The 16,358-nt window shown below is 61.4% G+C and carries 16 protein-coding genes; 13 read left to right on the top strand and 3 right to left on the bottom strand.

Annotation, left to right across the window (positions count from 1 at the left end):
• Positions 1–24: 24 nt before the first annotated feature.
• Positions 25–819, top strand: coding sequence for a carbon-nitrogen hydrolase family protein (locus tag F4V58_RS10535; protein ID WP_075735815.1), 795 nt, complete (start codon positions 25–27; stop codon positions 817–819).
• A 5-nt stretch (positions 820–824) separates the two neighbouring features.
• On the opposite strand, the gene F4V58_RS10530 is transcribed toward F4V58_RS10535, so the two are convergent.
• Entirely contained in the window at positions 825–1,958 is a 1,134-nt protein-coding gene (locus tag F4V58_RS10530; RefSeq protein ID WP_075735813.1) for an FAD-binding oxidoreductase, read from the bottom strand.
• A 245-nt stretch (positions 1,959–2,203) separates the two neighbouring features.
• Here F4V58_RS10530 and F4V58_RS10525 point away from each other — a divergent pair, with 245 nt between their 5' ends.
• The 4 genes from F4V58_RS10525 to F4V58_RS10510 are packed head-to-tail and all read left to right on the top strand — an operon-like array spanning position 2,204 to position 5,174.
• Positions 2,204–3,013: an ATP-binding cassette domain-containing protein gene (locus F4V58_RS10525; protein WP_075735811.1), complete on the top strand. Its 810-nt coding sequence runs from the start codon at positions 2,204–2,206 to the stop codon at positions 3,011–3,013.
• On the top strand, positions 3,013–3,627 hold the full coding sequence (locus F4V58_RS10520) for an ABC transporter permease (RefSeq protein WP_075735809.1): 615 nt from the start codon (positions 3,013–3,015) through the stop codon (positions 3,625–3,627). The genes F4V58_RS10525 and F4V58_RS10520 overlap by 1 nt, the downstream gene beginning before the upstream one ends.
• Positions 3,628–4,263, top strand: a complete 636-nt coding sequence (locus F4V58_RS10515; protein ID WP_075735807.1) for an ABC transporter permease — start codon at positions 3,628–3,630, stop codon at positions 4,261–4,263.
• Entirely contained in the window at positions 4,263–5,174 is a 912-nt protein-coding gene (locus F4V58_RS10510; protein ID WP_075735805.1) for an ABC transporter substrate-binding protein, read from the top strand. The genes F4V58_RS10515 and F4V58_RS10510 overlap by 1 nt, the downstream gene beginning before the upstream one ends.
• Here the strand turns inward: F4V58_RS10510 and F4V58_RS10505 are convergent.
• Positions 5,164–5,553, bottom strand: a complete 390-nt coding sequence (locus tag F4V58_RS10505; RefSeq protein WP_075735803.1) for a hypothetical protein — start codon at positions 5,551–5,553, stop codon at positions 5,164–5,166. The two genes, F4V58_RS10510 and F4V58_RS10505, sit on opposite strands and share 11 nt — an antisense overlap.
• Positions 5,554–5,747: 194 nt before the next feature.
• Between F4V58_RS10505 and clpB the strand changes: the two genes are divergently transcribed.
• The 8 genes from clpB (at position 5,748) to F4V58_RS10465 (ending at position 15,480) form a co-directional block, all read left to right on the top strand.
• Positions 5,748–8,306 (top strand): ATP-dependent chaperone ClpB, encoded by a 2,559-nt coding sequence (clpB, locus tag F4V58_RS10500; protein WP_075735801.1) that lies wholly within the window; start codon positions 5,748–5,750, stop codon positions 8,304–8,306.
• A gap of 41 nt (positions 8,307–8,347) precedes the next feature.
• Positions 8,348–9,184 (top strand): sulfurtransferase, encoded by an 837-nt coding sequence (locus F4V58_RS10495; RefSeq protein WP_075735800.1) that lies wholly within the window; start codon positions 8,348–8,350, stop codon positions 9,182–9,184.
• A 110-nt stretch (positions 9,185–9,294) separates the two neighbouring features.
• Positions 9,295–10,611 carry a type III secretion system chaperone family protein gene (locus F4V58_RS12900; protein ID WP_075735798.1) on the top strand — a complete coding sequence of 439 codons (1,317 nt, stop codon included), beginning with the start codon at positions 9,295–9,297 and terminating at the stop codon, positions 10,609–10,611.
• Between the two features lie 28 nt (positions 10,612–10,639).
• Positions 10,640–11,179, top strand: a complete 540-nt coding sequence (gene pyrE, locus F4V58_RS10485; RefSeq protein ID WP_075735796.1) for an orotate phosphoribosyltransferase — start codon at positions 10,640–10,642, stop codon at positions 11,177–11,179.
• Complete coding sequence (locus tag F4V58_RS10480; RefSeq protein WP_075735794.1) at positions 11,163–11,840, top strand: TrmH family RNA methyltransferase; 678 nt, start codon at positions 11,163–11,165, stop codon at positions 11,838–11,840. Before pyrE ends, F4V58_RS10480 begins: the two co-directional genes overlap by 17 nt.
• A gap of 52 nt (positions 11,841–11,892) precedes the next feature.
• Positions 11,893–13,071 carry a glycoside hydrolase family 76 protein gene (locus F4V58_RS10475; RefSeq protein WP_075735793.1) on the top strand — a complete coding sequence of 393 codons (1,179 nt, stop codon included), beginning with the start codon at positions 11,893–11,895 and terminating at the stop codon, positions 13,069–13,071.
• Positions 13,072–13,180: 109 nt separating this feature from the next.
• Positions 13,181–14,215, top strand: a complete 1,035-nt coding sequence (gene fbaA / locus F4V58_RS10470; protein WP_075735791.1) for a class II fructose-bisphosphate aldolase — start codon at positions 13,181–13,183, stop codon at positions 14,213–14,215.
• A 77-nt stretch (positions 14,216–14,292) separates the two neighbouring features.
• Positions 14,293–15,480 (top strand): FUSC family protein, encoded by a 1,188-nt coding sequence (locus F4V58_RS10465; RefSeq protein ID WP_075735789.1) that lies wholly within the window; start codon positions 14,293–14,295, stop codon positions 15,478–15,480.
• Here the strand turns inward: F4V58_RS10465 and F4V58_RS10460 are convergent.
• Positions 15,477–16,268, bottom strand: a complete 792-nt coding sequence (locus tag F4V58_RS10460) for a hypothetical protein (protein ID WP_075735787.1) — start codon at positions 16,266–16,268, stop codon at positions 15,477–15,479. The two genes, F4V58_RS10465 and F4V58_RS10460, sit on opposite strands and share 4 nt — an antisense overlap.
• Positions 16,269–16,358: the final 90 nt, after the last annotated feature.

The raw sequence follows: 16,358 nt of genomic DNA, 5'->3' as shown, positions 1-16,358 counted from the left end.
GGTTTACCACTACATTGGGCAGTTATGAAGATAGCTGCTGTGCAATTTAACTCCACTGGAGACATCAAGGAAAACCTCGCGACCATAACTAAGCTCGTGACCAAAGCTGCGGGCGAGGGCGCAAAGCTCATAGTTCTGCCCGAGGCCACCTCCCAGAACTTCGACTCCGGGCGCTTAGATACCCAGGCCCAGGAGTTGGACGGGCCCTTTGCCACCGGGCTGCGGGAGGTCGCGGAAAAGCTCGATGTTGTGGTGGTAGCCGGCATGTTCCGCCCAGCTGACAGCGTGGGGGACGTCAACCGGGTGTACAACACCGCGCTGATTACCGGTGCCGGGGTTCATAAGGGATATAACAAGATCCACACCTACGACGTTGAGGACTACCAAGAATCCGAAACCGTCAAACCAGGTGATTCCCTGTGTACCTTCGAGGTGGAAGGCGTGACCGTGGGCGTGGCCATTTGCTACGACGTCCGCTACCCGGAACAGTTTAGGGATCTGGCCCGCGCCGGGGCGCAAGTCATTGCGGTGCCGGTCAGCTGGGCGGATGGTCCGGGCAAGCTGGAGCAATGGCGTTTGTTGTCCACAGCGCGCGGGCTGGACTCCACGGCTTATATCGTGGCGGCAGATCAGTCCCGCCCGGGCGGTAACGCTAAGGCCGGGGAGACCTCCGGGCCGCTGGGCGTGGGTCATTCGGTGGTGGTTTCTCCCACCGGTGAGCGCCTGGCGGAGGCAGGCTATGAGGACACCATCATCTACGCGGACATTGACCCGGAGGTAGTAGATAAGGTGCGTGCAAAGCTGCCGGTGTTGAAGTAGCGGGGTTAGTGGTTCCAGGCCCGCCCGGTTGCCCACGGGTGGGTTTCTACGTCCGTGGCGCCGGCGGCTTTTAGTTGCGCGGCGGCTTTGTCCACCTGCGCGGCGGGGCCTACCAGGACAAACCTTTTTCCGGTGCCTTCCCGCTCAATCACGGTGGCCACGGGGTTGTCAGTGACCGTGCAAGACGGCGCTTGGCCTTTGGCTCCCAGCAACCAGGGGTCGGTGTTGCTGCCTACCAACCGTGTCAGGCTAAGCCCCAACCGGCTCAAGTTGTCCTGCGTGGCGGCGTCGTAGTGCTGCCCGGGGCTTAAGGCGTGTGCATACACTGCCGATGTCCACTTGGGTTGGCCCGCGGTGGCATCGACCAGCCCCACCAGGTGCGAGCGCACCATGGCCCAGCCGGTGCCAAAGCAGAGGAATACGTCTGCGGCCGCGCGCGGAAAGGTGCCGCGGGGTTCGCCGAAGGTCCAAGAATCGCCCAGCTTGGCGCGTTTGAGCACGCCGGCGGCTTCCATCTCCCCGGACGCGGACGCTTGCACGTGGAACTCTAGTTGGCCGGCCAGGTTGGGGGGAGCAGCGGCGGCTAGGTGAACCCAGCGCCCTTGGATGAGGGAGGTGGTCACGGAGAAATACTGACCGGGGTGATAAGCCAGGGGCATGGCGGTTTCCAGGCGGATTGTGGCGGTCTCCCGGTTGGGGTGGTCAACCTCAATTACGCGGGCTTGGTGTGCGGGGGCAACCCCGGCTTTGTCCGCCTCGGTTGCGGCCTCGCGCATGGCTGCCGATGCCATCCCTACCGCCTTTTCCGCCGAAACCCGGTCCGAGGGGGAGAGGTCAAAAAGATCCAGGCCCCGGATGAGGTAGGTGGCAAATTGGGCGTAAGTTTCTGGGGGGAAGCCGTGGCGTCGGTGGTCAACGCCCAGGCGGCGCACGCGCTCCAGCGCGGCAGGCGAGGGTGTTCCCCAGTGGTCGCAGCGTTCGAGGAACCACGCCAGCCCGCCGGCGAGTTCGAGGTGGGTGGATTTCATGGACAAGGAAAAGATTTGGCGGGCTTCCGGGTGGTCGAGGAAGAACTCTTGATGGACTTTCTCGCGGTAGGAATCAGCGTTTGCGCGCAGCAGCTCGGCCAAATTTTTCATGGGTTTAGTCTAGCTACTTTTCCCGGTTTGGAACCCAACCAGGTACCGGAGCCACGGGTGTGGCTAAAATACCCAGCGGCTAGAAGTTAACGCCCGGCCAAAAATTTTCGGGGGACGTGGTGATAGACAGGTCCTTCTAGGGTGATGCTTCTTCGCAAGCAGTGAGCTTTTCACGTTGCCACGGCTGAGTCACCGGTCCCCTTTGTGGGCGTAGGTGAGGGATTTCTGGGTAGGATTGGTTGCTGATGATAGATTTCAACCGCGTTACCGTGACCTACCCCGGGACCGCTGCCCCGGCAGTGGAGGATTTCAGCTTCCACTTTGCCCGCGGGAAAACCACCGCTTTGGTGGGGCCATCAGGCTGTGGCAAAACCACTCTCTTGCGCTGTGTAAACCGGATGGTGGAGCCGGCCTCGGGGGCTGTGAGCATCGGTGGTGAAAACATTGCCGGCCGCAATCCTGTGCAGCTGCGGCGTTCAATTGGCTACGTCATGCAGAATTCTGGGCTGCTTCCGCACGTAACAGCCCTGGAGAACGTGGCGGCCGTGGCCCGGCTGTCCGGCGCGAGCAAGGTTGAGGCCAGGGAGTGTGCGGCGCAGTGGCTGGAGACCGTACACGTTGACCCGGCGCTCTTCAAGCGCTATCCCGGAGAGCTTTCCGGGGGGCAGGCACAGCGCGTCGGGGTAGCGCGTGGCCTGGTGGCTGACCCGGACATCGTGCTCATGGACGAGCCCTTTGGTGCCGTGGACCCGGTTGTTCGCCGGGAGCTTCAACAAGAGGTTCTGGGGCTCCAGGAGCGGATGGCAAAGACCATCATCATGGTGACTCACGATATTGAGGAAGCCTTCTACCTGGGCGATGAGATAGTGCTGCTGTCTGATCACGCTCACATCGAGCAACACGGCACGGCGGAGGAATTTATTACTAGGCCGGCCAACGAAATCGTTGAGCACTTCGTGGGTATGGAGCACCGTAAGGTCCGCGTTGCTGAGCGGGACGGTAAACGGTTGGTAGTGGATGCCCAGGGCAATATCGTGGCCTTGTTGGAGGACTAATGGACAAGATTTTGGAGCTAGCATGGGCGCATACCCTGCTAGCCGTGCCTCCACTGATTATCACCGCAGTACTGGCCTTGCCTCTGGGTTGGGCAGCATCCCACTATCCCCGGGTACGGGAAGTGCTGGTAACAGTGACTAGTTTGCTCTACGTCATCCCCTCTCTGGCCTTATTCATCATCTTGCCCAAGGTCCTGGGCACCTCGCTACTGTCTCCAGTCAACGTGATTATCGCTATGACACTGTTTGGTCTGGCGTTGCAGGTGCGCTCTGCCGCTGACGCCTTTTCCACTGTTTCCGGCCCCATTCGCGCGGCCGCCACGGCGGTGGGCTATTCAGCCTGGCAGCGTTTCTGGAAGGTGGAGCTCCCCCTAGCTGGGCCGGGTTTGATAGCCGGACTCCGGGTGGTTAGTGCTTCGACTATTTCGTTGATTTCGGTCGGTGCCCTGATTGGCGTGCCCTCTTTGGGCACCCTTTTTACAGAGGGCTTTTTGCGCAACTATCCCGAACAAGTGGCCTACGGACTAATTGGATGTGTGGTCTTGGCCCTAATATTTGACCTTCTACTGGTCCTCCTGGGCTGGGTATCCATGCCTTGGCAGAGGAGGGTCTAGATGTTTACCTTCATTGCCAATGAGCCAACGGTACTACCTCGGCTGGCCGAGCACCTGGGTTACTCCGCGCTCGCGGTACTTGCCGCCGTGGTCCTAGCGTTGCCCCTGGGGTTGTATTTGGGCCACACGCGGCGCTTTGCCAGTCTGGTCCTGGCGGCCACGGGCGCGCTACGCGCCGTCCCTTCGCTAGGGCTGCTCACGTGGCTGACGCTACAGCTTTCGTTCGGACTTTCTCTGCCGCTGATTCCGGGAATAATCGTGTTGGCTATTCTGGCTGTCCCGCCCATCTTGGCCGGGACGGTATCTGGATTGGTCGCCATTCCGACATCGGTAGTTGATTCCGCCCGGGCCTCTGGGTTCAGTGAATCCCATATTGTAAGAGCAGTCGAACTGCCGCTGGGGGCTCCCTCCATTGTCGGTGGCATCAGGTCGGCTACCGTGCAGGTCATAGCCACTACCACCATCGTGGCCTACATTGGCCTTTCAGGCTTGGGGCGCTACCTTATCGATGGTTTAGCTATCCGTGACTACCCCCAAATGCTGGCCGGCGCAGTGCTAGTTGCCGCTTTAGCTATTACGGTGGATCTCATCTTTGCTTTAATCCAGCGCCTAGTGCGCCCGAAAGGACTCAACTAATGAAACGCCTAACCCCTGTTCTTTGCCTAGCTTTCGCCCTTACCGCCTGCGGCGGCCAGGACCCGCTGGACGCTCCCGACGCTGACACTAGCGCCGCAGCTCCCGGCGCGTCGATCGTCATTGGCACCGCCAACTTCCCCGAATCTGAGATCCTGGGCCAACTTTGGGCCGCGGTGCTAGAGGACGAGGGTTTCGATGTCACTGTCAAAAGCGGGATCGGCAGCCGCGAGGTCTACCTTGAGGCGCTAGAGTCCGGGGAAATTAACGTCATGCCGGAATACACCGGCAGTCTGGCGCAATACTACGGCGCGGAACTTGAGCCTGGCGCCGATGCTGACGCGGTCTATGCCTCACTAGAGTCCGTGCTCCCGGAAAAGCTCAAAGTGGGCAAGATGTCTGCCGCTGAGTCCAAGGACTCCTTCAACGTTACCGAGGAATTCTCCAAGGCCAACGGCGTGACCTCGATCGCGGACCTGGCCAAGCTCGACGGTTTCACGCTGGGGGCTAACCCGGAGATTGTCAACCGCCCCTTCGGTCCCAAAGGCCTGAAAGAGGTTTACGGCATTGACAACGTGGAGGTAAAACCTATCTCCGACGCTGGTGGCCCGCTGACCGTGGCGGCCCTGGCAAAAGGGGAGATTGACGTGGCCAATATCTACACCACCTCCCCGGTCCTAGACCGCGACGGTAACGAGCTTCCCACCGTTCGCCTGGAAGACCCAAAGAACATTATTTCCGCTCAGAATGTGGTTCCGCTCTACGCCCAGGGCGTACCGGCGGAAGCTATCGCTTCCCTCGATGCCTTCAACGCGGGCCTTTTAACCGAGAATCTCAAGGCAATGAACGTGCGCCACGTGGGGCCGGAGAAGGCTGAAGTGGACGTCATCGTGGAAGAGTTCTTCACCGACTAGCGGCCGGTTCTTCCCGCCTGGAGGCCACAATAATCTCCAGGTGGGAGACCATCATGACGGCAAAGAGGCTGTAGAAGACCACGTCCGCCCACCTGTCGTTATCGAGGAGGGTCACATCCAGAACCAGGGTCACTATGGCACCGATCCCGCAGAGTGTAACAACAAAGGCCAAAGCCTTTGGGCTTACTCCGGGGATGAGCCGGGTGAGCGGCTTGCCTTTCCGTGAGACTAAGATTCCCAGACCGGCGGTCAGCAGTAGGCCAAGCGCGTAAGGCACGGCTCCCGTCAGGGGGAACGGGTTGCCGGAGTTGCCCATGAAGATGAGCAGAAGAAGTCCGATTGCAAGAAGCAGGAGTGCGGTAATCTGTGCGATCTTCATAGGTGCGATTATAGGCACCAACTGGGCGTTCTACAATGGTTAAAAAGTTGAGTGGACCGCGCTCAAATTTTTTCGGGTTGAGTGGAATAGACTCAACTTTTGTGGCGTTGTGGGAAGTAACAGACATAGACTGGGAGCCACGAAGCAGATAGGCACCCAGCAACTCACATAAACCAAGGAGATTTACACCCCTTATGAACGCTTTCAACCCAACTACAAAATCCCAGGAAGCCCTGCAGCAGGCGCTGCAGACCGCTTCCGCAAACGGAAACCCCGATATCCGCCCCGCCCACTTGCTGGCAGCCATCTTGAAGCAGGAGGACGGCATTGCAGCGCCCGTGCTGCGCGCTACCGGCGTAGATCCGCAGACCGTGGCCGGTGAGGCCACCAAGCTGGTGGACGGTTACCCCAAAGCCGAAGGCTCCGGCATGGGCAACCCGCAGTTTAACCGTGACGGCCTTAACGTCCTTACCCGCGCGCAGGAACTAGCCGGCGAGCTGGGAGACGAATACGTCTCCACCGAGGTCCTCCTCGCCGCCATCGCCGGCTCCAAGACGGACGCGGCGGAGCTGCTGACCTCTCGCGGCGCTACTTATGACGCCATCAAGGGCGCCTTCCAGTCCGTTCGCGGTGCCGCCAAGGTGACCACCGAGAACCCGGAGGACCAGTTCCAGGCCCTAGAGAAGTACTCCACGGACTTAACCGCCCGTGCGCGGGAGGGAAAGATTGACCCGGTTATTGGCCGCGATCAGGAGATCCGCCGCGTGGTCCAGGTGCTCTCGCGCCGTACCAAGAACAACCCGGTGCTCATCGGTGAGCCCGGTGTGGGCAAGACCGCCATCGTGGAGGGTCTGGCCCGCCGTATTGTGGCGGGCGATGTCCCGGAGTCGCTGAAGGGCAAGACGCTCATCAGCCTGGACGTAGGCTCCATGATTGCCGGCGCGAAGTACCGCGGCGAGTTCGAGGAGCGCCTCAAGGCGGTGCTTGATGAAATTAAGGGCTCTAACGGCCAGATTGTTACCTTCATCGATGAGCTGCACACCATCGTCGGTGCTGGCGGCACGGGCGAGGGCTCCATGGACGCCGGCAACATGATTAAACCCATGCTGGCGCGCGGCGAGCTGCGCCTGGTTGGTGCCACCACCTTGGATGAGTACCGCAAGTACATTGAGAAGGACGCCGCGCTGGAGCGCCGTTTCCAGCAGGTTTATGCGGCGGAGCCTTCCGTGGAGGACACCATTGGTATCCTGCGCGGGCTCAAGGAGCGCTACGAGGTCCACCACGGGATCCGCATCCAGGACTCCGCCCTGGTGGCGGCCGCGGAGCTGTCCAACCGGTATATCACCAACCGCTTTCTGCCGGATAAGGCCATTGACCTGGTCGATGAGGCCGGCTCGCGGCTGCGCATGGAAATTGACTCCTCCCCGCAGGAAATCGATGAGTTGGAGCGCGTGGTCCGTCGCATGGAGATCGAGGAGCTGGCTCTGAAGAAAGAAAAGGACGCCGCCTCCAAGGACCGGTTGGCAAAGCTGCAGCAAGAGCTTGCCGATGAGCGCGAGAAGCTCGGCGAAGTCAAGGCCCGCTGGGCCAACGAGAAATCGGCCATCGATTCCGTGCAGGCACTCAAGGAGCAGCTCGATAGCCTGCGCCGCGAGGCCGAAATCGCGGAGCGTGACGGGGATCTGTCTAAGGCCTCCGAAATCCGCTATGGCAAGATCCCGCCGGTGGAAAAGGACCTGGCGGAGGCGGAAGCCAAAGCCAACGCCCAGGTCAACACCATGCTGGTGGAGGAGGTTAGCCCGGATACCATCGCTGAGGTGGTCTCCGCGTGGACCGGCATTCCGGCCGGCAAGATGCTGCAGGGCGAAACGGAGAAACTGCTGGCCATGGAGTCCCTGCTGGGCGCCCGCGTGGTGGGGCAGGAAGAAGCCGTGGTGGCTGTGTCTGACGCCGTCCGCCGCGCCCGCGCAGGTGTTGCTGACCCCAACCGGCCGGTAGGTTCCTTCCTCTTCCTAGGCCCCACGGGCGTGGGTAAAACGGAGTTGGCCAAGGCTTTGAGCGAGTTCCTCTTCGATGATGAGTCCGCGATGATCCGCATTGACATGTCCGAATACGGGGAGAAGCACTCCGTGGCGCGTCTTGTCGGTGCCCCTCCGGGGTACGTGGGCTATGACGCCGGCGGCCAGCTGACCGAGGCCGTCCGCCGCCGGCCGTACTCCCTGGTGCTGTTCGATGAGGTGGAAAAGGCCCACGCGGACGTCTTCGACGTGCTGTTGCAGGTTCTCGACGAAGGCCGCTTGACCGATGGCCAGGGCCGCACCGTGGACTTCCGCAACACCGTGGTTATCCTGACCTCCAACCTGGGGGCCGGCGGTACCAAGGAGCAGGTCATGGAGGCCGTCAAGCACGCTTTCAAACCGGAGTTCATCAACCGCCTTGATGACGTGGTGGTCTTCGACTCGCTTAATGAGGCGCAGCTCGAAGGGATCGTGGACATCCAGCTGCGTGGCCTCGCGGCGCGTTTGGTTGGCCGCCGCCTGATCCTGGAGGTATCAACGGATGCCAAGCGCTGGCTGGCTGAGCGCGGGTATGACCCCGCCTACGGCGCCCGCCCGCTGCGCAGGCTCATCCAGCAGGCTATTGGGGACAAGCTGGCCAAGGCGCTTCTGGCTGGCGATATCGTGGACGGCGACACCGTGGACGTGACCGTCGCAGAAGACAGCCAGTCCTTGGAGTTAGCCCCACGTAGTTAGCTGCTTAGCGCAAATGTGCTCATGCCCTTATTATTGAGGGCATGAGCATATTGGTTTCTCCGTCCGAACTTAACAACCTAATTCATACCGGCAAGCGTTTTACCCTCCTGGCTAGCGTTTGGGAACCCGGCCCCGCCGGCAGCTACGGTCTGTTTTCTTCCCTGCATATTCCCACCGCCCGCTTTTGTGACGCGGCTGCAGCGCTAGCGGGCATTCCAGGCTCACAATTTGGGCGCAACCCGCTCCCGGATCCGGCCAACCTCCAAAAATGGTTCCAGCGCTGGGGGTTGGAAGATGACCGCCCCGTCATCGTCTATGACGAAGGCCGCGGCCTGATGGCCGGGCGTGCCTGGTGGATTCTGCGGTGGGCCGGAATCAAAGACGTCAGTATCCTTGACGGCGGCTTCCAGAATTGGCGTGAGCAGGGCTATCCCACCCTGGCAGGGCCTGGCAATATTGCAGTGGAGTCCGACTCCCAGGTCCGGCCTGGTTCCTTGCCCACCGCCACTATCGAGGAAGTCAAGGCCCACGAGGGGCTTCTTATTGACACCCGTGAACCCAACCGCTTTGCCGGGTTCCGGGAGAACCTTGACCTGAAGGCCGGTCACATCCCGGGGGCTATCAACGTTCCGGAACGTGCCTTCCACAAACCAGACGGAACTTGGAAGTCCAAGAAGGAGATTTGCGACGCTTTTGTTAAAGCGGGCGCAAACGAGGAAAACCTCAAAGACGCCATCATATACTCCGGTTCCGGAAACCACTCTGGCCTGGCCATCGCCGCCATGGAGTGGGCGGGGCTTCCCGTGCCGCGTCACTTTGTGGGCGGTTGGTCCCAATGGTCAGCTAACCCTAAAAACCCGGTGGAGCGTGGGCTCTAGCTTCCCGGCCACCGGCCACCGGCCGGAGTCTGTGCCCGGAAGAATTAACCCGAAGAATATGCCTTGTCTTGCCCTAAAGACGCCACCTACCTACTAGGGTTTGAAGGGTGATGCCTTTAATCCTTCTTTCCTTAGCTGTGCTCCTGGCTGCTGCCGGCGTTTTGCTGTGGGTTTTCGCCGTTCGTCTAGAGCGCCAGGCGTCCGCGCCGCAGGACGTGGATCCGGTCTCAGAGTCCAACCCCGAGTTGAAAGCAGCGCGGGATTCCCGGCGCGGGTTTACTGCGACGGCAGAGCCCGAGCCACAGCCGGAGGCCGGGTCTCCGACGGCGCCGGGCTTAGTGCCGGCCCCCTCGGCCGACCCCGCGCCGGAGCCCGCCCCAGAACCAGAACCAGAACCAGAACCGGCACGGGCACCGGCACCCAAACCAGAACCGGAACCGGAACCAGGACGCAAGCCAGAACCAGCACCCAAACCAGAACCGGCACGCAAGCCAGAACCGGCACCGGCACCCAAACCAGAACCAGAGTCTAGGGGAAGGGGTTCGGAGCTTATACCGGGAAAAACCTCCCGCCTGCGGCAGCTACCTGGTGCGCTGCGCCGGGAACGCCGTGAGTGGGCCCTAGAACGCGGCTATGACTATCACAAGCATGACGAGTACCTGATTGATGAATTCACCCGCGGTGCGGCCGCCACGGGTGCTGCCCCGCGCGACATCGTGGCCGGCCACGTGCTGGGCCATGAGATGTTGCTCATGGATATTGGCAACGTGGGTGTGATGGCGGTGCGCACGGGGGCGGCATCGGAGGTAATCGTGGACTTCCGGCGCACAGGCCAGCTGGAGGCGCATTCCGAGGACCTCACCGAGGTCCAGGAGATAGCCGGTTTCAGCGTTTTTGCCAGTGAACCGGCCGTGGCCCAGCGCATGATTGACCCCCGCATGGAGGTCGCCCTGGAGTCCCTACCGGAAGAAGTCACAGCGGTGTGGCTGGAATCCGAGTGGGCCCTGGCGCAGTTCCCGCGCGACGCCCAGCCCTCGGTGTGGGAGGCCATGCAGGCCGCTATGGCGCTGATTGCTGATACCGCCCGGTGCTTGCCGCCGCGCTCACAGGCGGCCCTGGTCTTGCGCCTAGAAGACGGTGACCCCACCCGCATCATGGAGCAAGAAGCCACCATGTTGGCCACCGGCCCCGTTCTGGTAGCCCAGGCGGATGAGGAATTCACGCCGCCGCCCATCCAACGGCCCGAAGAACCCGTGGATATGCCCACCCGTAAGGTCAGCGCCGCGCGCGGCCCGGTGGCACACCGCGCGGTGGGTGCGGACGAGGTGGACGCCATTGCCGACGGCAACGAACGCCCCCAAGCCGAAGGGCCCAGGGTACGGCGTAACTTGGACGGCAAGTCGTCCATTTTCAACGATGAGAACTAGAATTTCTATCAACACAAGGAGAATAACCATGACTGATAACACGCAACGCGCCCGCCTGGCGGAGCTGGTGAAAGAACTAGCCATTGTCCACGGGAAAGTGACCCTATCTTCCGGGCGGGAGGCGGATTACTACGTGGACTTGCGCCGCGCGACATTGCAGCATGAGGCCTCCCGCCTCATTGGCGCGCAGCTGCGTGAGCTAACCGCTGACTTGGACTACGATGCCGTGGGCGGCCTGACCCTGGGCGCTGACCCGGTGGCAACGTCTGTCATGCATGCCGATGGCCGCCCGATTGACGCGTTCGTTGTGCGCAAGGAGGCAAAAAAGCACGGCATGCAGCGCCGGATCGAGGGCGCGGATGTGGTGGGCAAGAAGGTTTTGGTGGTGGAGGACACTACTACTACCGGAAACTCGCCGCTCACGGCGGTAGCGGCGCTGCGCGAAGCCGGGGCGGAGGTCGTAGCCGTTGCCACCGTGGTGGACCGCGCCACGGGGGCCGGGGACGTGATTGCTAAAGAGGGCCTGGAATACCGCTACCTGCTCGGGCTTGATGACCTTGGGCTCTAAAGCGCGCGGTGAGCTGGGGCCGGATAAAGGCCCAACGGAGTGGATGGAGGGCCGCCACGGCGTGGGCCCTTGGGAAGGACCGGTGCCCGAGGACGCCCGCCTGGACCCGGAGCTGCTGGCCGAAGGTGACCGCCGCAATGTGGTGGACGCCTATCGGTACTGGAAGCGCGAGGCCATCGTGGCCGATATCGACACCCGCCGCCACGAGTTGCACATTGCCATCGAGAACTTTGAAAATGACTCCAACATTGGCACCGTGGTGCGAACGGCTAACGCTTTTGCGGTGAACACGGTCCACATCGTGGGAAAGCGCCGCTGGAACCGGCGGGGCGCCATGGTCACCGACCGCTACCAACACCTGATGCACCACGAAACCGTGGCGGACCTCATCGCGTGGTCGCAGGAGCAGGGGTTGGCGGTGGTGGCTATCGACAACACCCCGGGATGTGTGCCTTTGGAAACCGCCCAGCTGCCCAAGCGCTGCCTGTTGCTGTTTGGTCAGGAGGGCCCGGGCGTGAGCGCGCAAGCCCAGGAAAATGCACGGATGACGTGTTCCATCGCGCAGTTTGGTTCCACGCGTTCCATCAACGCCGGGGTGGCCGCCGGCATAGCCATGCACGCCTGGATCAGGCAGCACGCTGATCTGTCCCGCGCGTGGTAAATAGGGGCTAAGATAATCCCGTTAGTATCCGGCAACTCTTAGGGGATGAGTAGTGGAAGAAAAGTGGGCGCACCGCGCCGACCTCGCAGAGACAGCCATCAATGACCGTCACGCCAGCCGCCTGTGGTGGATCCCATCTACCAACCTGGCGCTGGTGAGCTGGCCTCCCACCGCCAAGGAGAAGCTGTTTGTGCATTGGCACTACTGGTGGCAGGCGCACTACCTGGACTGCTTGGTGGACGCCGCGCTGCGTGGCAACACCAAGGTGCGCCGCCGGCGTATCAACGAGACCATCCGTGGCATGCGGTTGCGCAACCTTTCGGCCTTGACCAACAACAACTACTACGATGACAAGGCTTGGCTGGCCCTGGCGCTCCAACGCGCCGGCAATGTGGACAAGGTGCCCTGCCCCAAGGCGGTGGCCCCGCTGCAGCGCAACATTATTGAGGGACTCGATCCCAATTTGAACATCTTGCCGTGGCGCACCAATGAAACGTTTATGAACGTGCCCTCCAACGGGCCCGGTGCCATTATGTTGGCGCGGATGGGCAAGATTGATGAAGCTCGCCACATTGTGGACTGGATCTACGACAACCTCATTGATGACCAGGGCCTAGTCATGGATGGTGTCCGGCTTCGCATGGACGGCCAAGAGGTGGTTCGCAATATCCACCCCTACGTCCAGGGGGTGGTGCTGGGGGCTTGTTTGGAAATTGTTCTCGCGCTGCGCCAGTCCTCCCGCTTGGAATTGGAGCACCTGGAGTCCGTCAAAGACGCCGAAGACGTGGAGGAGCAGATGATTTACGTCACTCGTATCCGCGGGCTGGTGCAGGCCATCGCCTCCTGGATGGCTACCCCCAGCGGTGTGATAGACCACGACACCGGTGACGGCGACGGCGGGTTGTTCAAGGGCATCCTGGCCCGCTATCTTGCCGATGTCGCAGTGAGGTTACCCGGAGACTCGCCGTCTAACCGGGCCACGAAGAAGCTGGCCAGGAGGTTGGTCACGGCATCGGCGCAGTCGCTATGGGAGCACCGCCTGGAGGTGGACGGTTTGCCCATTTTTGGCACCGACTGGGGCGAAGACGCCAAGCTGCCGCATAATTACGGCTTTGTCTCAACCTCCTTGAGCGAACGCGTGGGGCTGGTGCGCGTGGCAGAGCGTGACCTATCCGTCCAACTTTCCGGCTGGATGCTGCTAGAGGCCGTGGCGCGGCTTTTCCGGCAGTAGATTCCGGGCGCGCGGCGGCCCTTTTGCGGTTGTCTGTAGGCAGTAGTTATCTGGCATAATGGAGGAGTAAAAACGGTATAACCGTAGCCTATTTCTTAAGGATGATTTCATGCCTATTGCAACCCCTGAGGTTTATAACCAGATGTTGGACACCGCCAAGAAGGGCGGATTCGCGTTCCCGGCAATCAACTGCACGTCTTCGGAAACCATCAATGCGGCGCTGCGTGGCTTTGCAGAAGCTGAGTCTGACGGCATCATCCAGTTCTCCACCGGTGGCGCGGAGTTCGGTTCCGGCCTGTCCGTGAAGAACAAGGTTGCCGGTGCCAGCGCTCTGGCTGCCTTCGCACATGAGGCCGCCAAGCACTACGACATCAACGTTGCACTGCACACCGACCACTGCCAGAAAGAAGTTCTGGATGACTACGTGCGTCCGTTGATTGCTATCTCCCAGGAGCGCGTGGACCGCGGCGAGTTGCCTTTGTTCCAGTCGCACATGTGGGACGGCTCCGCCATCCACATCGATGAGAACCTGGAAATCGCTCAGGAGCTGCTGGCTAAGGCCCGCAAGGCCAACATCATCCTTGAGGTTGAGATTGGCGTTGTTGGCGGTGAGGAAGACGGCGTCCAGGCCAAGGCAGACGCTAACCTTTACACCTCCCCAGAGGATTTTGCTAAGACCATTGATGCCCTGGGTACTGGGGAAAACGGCCGTTACTTGCTGGCCGCTACCTTCGGCAACGTCCACGGCGTTTACAAGCCCGGCAACGTTAAGCTGCGCCCGGAGGTACTGCTGGAGGGCCAGAAGGTTGCCCGTGAAAAGCTGGGCTTGTCCGATGACGCCCTGGCATTCGACTTCGTATTCCACGGCGGCTCCGGCTCTGAGAAGGAAAAGATCGAGGAAGCCTTGCGCTACGGTGTCATCAAGATGAACGTGGACACTGACACCCAGTACGCCTTCACCCGCCCCATCGTTTCCCACATGTTCGAAAACTACAACGGCGTGTTGAAGATTGACGGTGAAGTAGGCAACAAGAAGGTCTACGACCCCCGCTCCTACATGAAGAAGGCTGAGCAGAGCATGGCTGACCGCATCATTGAGGCCTGCCAGGATCTGCACTCCGTGGGCAAGACCACCTCTAAGTAAAAACACCACTTAAACCTGGAGCCGCCCCGGTTTGCGCGGGGCGGCTTTAGCATGTCAGGGTAGACTCTTAAATCATTATGGGTATCGAGAAAAATTCCGTTCGGCAGACCACGCGGGAAACGCTGCGGACCTTCGATAAATCCTTGAAAGCCCGGCTGCGTCGCGTCAACAGCCGGTGGGTCTTTATCCTGCACGCTACTTTGGGTGCCGGCCTGGCCTTCTACGTGGCGCACGTCCTTTTTGGACACGAGCAACCTTTCTTTGCCCCCATGTCAGTCATCATTATTCTGGGGCTATCCGGCAGTGACCGCCTCACCCGCGCGATTGAGTTATCCGTGGGCGGAATTGTGGGCGTGGTGGTGGGCACGCTCCTGGTCGATTGGCTAGGTACGGGTCCTATTCACCTGACCATCACCATTGGGATTGCCTTGCTGGTGGCCCTTTTCCTCACCGACTCGCAGCTGATTAGCAACCAGATAGCGGTGGGCGCCATCCTCATCGCCACCATCTTGCCGCCGGAGAACATGGGGGGCCAAAGCCGGGTTATTGACGCGCTGGTGGGCGCGGTCATCGGCGTGGCCATGATGGCGCTTATCCCTACCTCCCCGCTGCGCGCCGGCCGCGTAGAAGTCTCCAAGGTCTTGCATCTGGCGGGATCCGTGCTTTCCGATGTCGCTTACGGCCTGCGCGAGGGAAAACCCGAAGCCATCAGGGACGCCCGCCGCGCCGTCCAGGGCTCGCAGGAAAACATCAACGCCATGCTCACCGCCGCCAAGGGCGGCAAGGAAACCGCCCGCGTGTCACCTTTCCTGTGGGCCACGCAGCGCCACATCCGCTCGCTCGAAAGGATTCTGATGCCGGTGGACAACGCGGTGCGTGGCGTGCGGGTGTTAGCGCGCCGGGCCCTGGTGTCCTCCCTGGATAAAGACCGCATTTCCGAGGTGCAAATCCAGCTCATCGAGGAGTTAGCCGATATCTCCAGGCTTCTCGGAGAGCTCTACGGGCAATCCTCCAAGCAACGCCGGTTGGAAGAGTCCCGGGTTATCCCCGAGGCCATCCACCGGCTGCGGGCCGTGGGCGCCAAAGCCGGAATGGACATCGTGGAGCAGCCGCCGGTGTTATCCTCCTACGCTATCTTGGCGCAGACCCGTTCCATCGTGGTGGACCTGCTCATGGTGTGCGGCATGTCTAACGAGTCCGCAGTGGCTTCGCTGGTGCCCACCTCCAGCCACCCGGCGTTTCCGCCGGAAGTCCATCCAGACTAAGGTCGCACCACCTGCAAGTCCCTGAGATGGCGGTAGAAAGTCACGCGCTCAACTGGGCGTTTATGGCTGACCCCGTCCACCGTGACCCGCAGCTTTGGCCCGCCGGCCTGCACCGCGCGGCCGGTAAGCAGGGACTCTGGGTCTAGTGCTGGCCGGAACTTGGCGCGCCACCCCGTCTCCGGCGCAGTGGCCCTAACGGCCGCAATCCCCGGAGCCCCCAAGGTGGGCACCAGCCGGGCCCCGTATCCCTCGGAGCGGGCCAACACGCTATTGTCCACCACAATTTCACCGGTGAAACGCTTGCCGTCCCAGTCCCGGATCCCGGCGGAGCCCGCCACCGCCACCGCCTGGTCATTTCGGATGAGCGGGGCCGGTTTAACGGTGCCCTCGCTGGCCAGTGCCCATTGTTCGGCGCGGCCGGACGGCAGCCCCCAGTTCTTAGCCGCCGTGGAGCTACCCTCCGGGATTAAAGCCACATGCGCCCACAGGTAATCAGCCCGCATGGCGCGGGTTAACACCGCACTCAAGGCCGCGTCGCTGCCGATGACCACCAGCCGCAGCGGCTCATCCACCGGCTGCGGTGCAAACTCCGGCGCGCCCTGATGGGAAACATCTGGCCGGCTAGCTATCTCCGCGAGCGTGGGCGTGGGATCGTGGGGCAGCGCTGCCTTGGCGGCGGTATCGGCAGCTTTAAGCTCCTTGCGGTCAGGCACAGCGGAGAGGTCAACTACTTCAATGCCACTGGGGACAGCCAGGGTGCTTGCGCAGCGCAAAGCCAGAATTTTCACGGGTCACCTTCCGGGTAGTTTTGGTGAAAACCTTAGCTGGTGGCGTGTAGAATGGGAAAGTATTTTTAACTTCAAGAGCTAGGAAGTGAC

The sequence above is a fragment of the Corynebacterium phocae genome, from assembly GCF_008693075.1.
GTDB lineage: Bacteria > Actinomycetota > Actinomycetes > Mycobacteriales > Mycobacteriaceae > Corynebacterium > Corynebacterium phocae.
Note: the sequence above shows the minus strand (reverse complement) of the source record. Positions and strands in the feature narration are given on the sequence as shown.

Coding starts and splice junctions, on each gene's coding strand:
- F4V58_RS10535 (WP_075735815.1), top strand. CDS start 25: ATGAAGATAGCTGCTGTGCAATTTAACTCCACTGGAGACATCAAGGAA.
- F4V58_RS10530 (WP_075735813.1), bottom strand. CDS start 1,958: ATGAAAAATTTGGCCGAGCTGCTGCGCGCAAACGCTGATTCCTACCGC.
- F4V58_RS10525 (WP_075735811.1), top strand. CDS start 2,204: ATGATAGATTTCAACCGCGTTACCGTGACCTACCCCGGGACCGCTGCC.
- F4V58_RS10520 (WP_075735809.1), top strand. CDS start 3,013: ATGGACAAGATTTTGGAGCTAGCATGGGCGCATACCCTGCTAGCCGTG.
- F4V58_RS10515 (WP_075735807.1), top strand. CDS start 3,628: ATGTTTACCTTCATTGCCAATGAGCCAACGGTACTACCTCGGCTGGCC.
- F4V58_RS10510 (WP_075735805.1), top strand. CDS start 4,263: ATGAAACGCCTAACCCCTGTTCTTTGCCTAGCTTTCGCCCTTACCGCC.
- F4V58_RS10505 (WP_075735803.1), bottom strand. CDS start 5,553: ATGAAGATCGCACAGATTACCGCACTCCTGCTTCTTGCAATCGGACTT.
- clpB (WP_075735801.1), top strand. CDS start 5,748: ATGAACGCTTTCAACCCAACTACAAAATCCCAGGAAGCCCTGCAGCAG.
- F4V58_RS10495 (WP_075735800.1), top strand. CDS start 8,348: ATGAGCATATTGGTTTCTCCGTCCGAACTTAACAACCTAATTCATACC.
- F4V58_RS12900 (WP_075735798.1), top strand. CDS start 9,295: ATGCCTTTAATCCTTCTTTCCTTAGCTGTGCTCCTGGCTGCTGCCGGC.
- pyrE (WP_075735796.1), top strand. CDS start 10,640: ATGACTGATAACACGCAACGCGCCCGCCTGGCGGAGCTGGTGAAAGAA.
- F4V58_RS10480 (WP_075735794.1), top strand. CDS start 11,163: ATGACCTTGGGCTCTAAAGCGCGCGGTGAGCTGGGGCCGGATAAAGGC.
- fbaA (WP_075735791.1), top strand. CDS start 13,181: ATGCCTATTGCAACCCCTGAGGTTTATAACCAGATGTTGGACACCGCC.
- F4V58_RS10465 (WP_075735789.1), top strand. CDS start 14,293: ATGGGTATCGAGAAAAATTCCGTTCGGCAGACCACGCGGGAAACGCTG.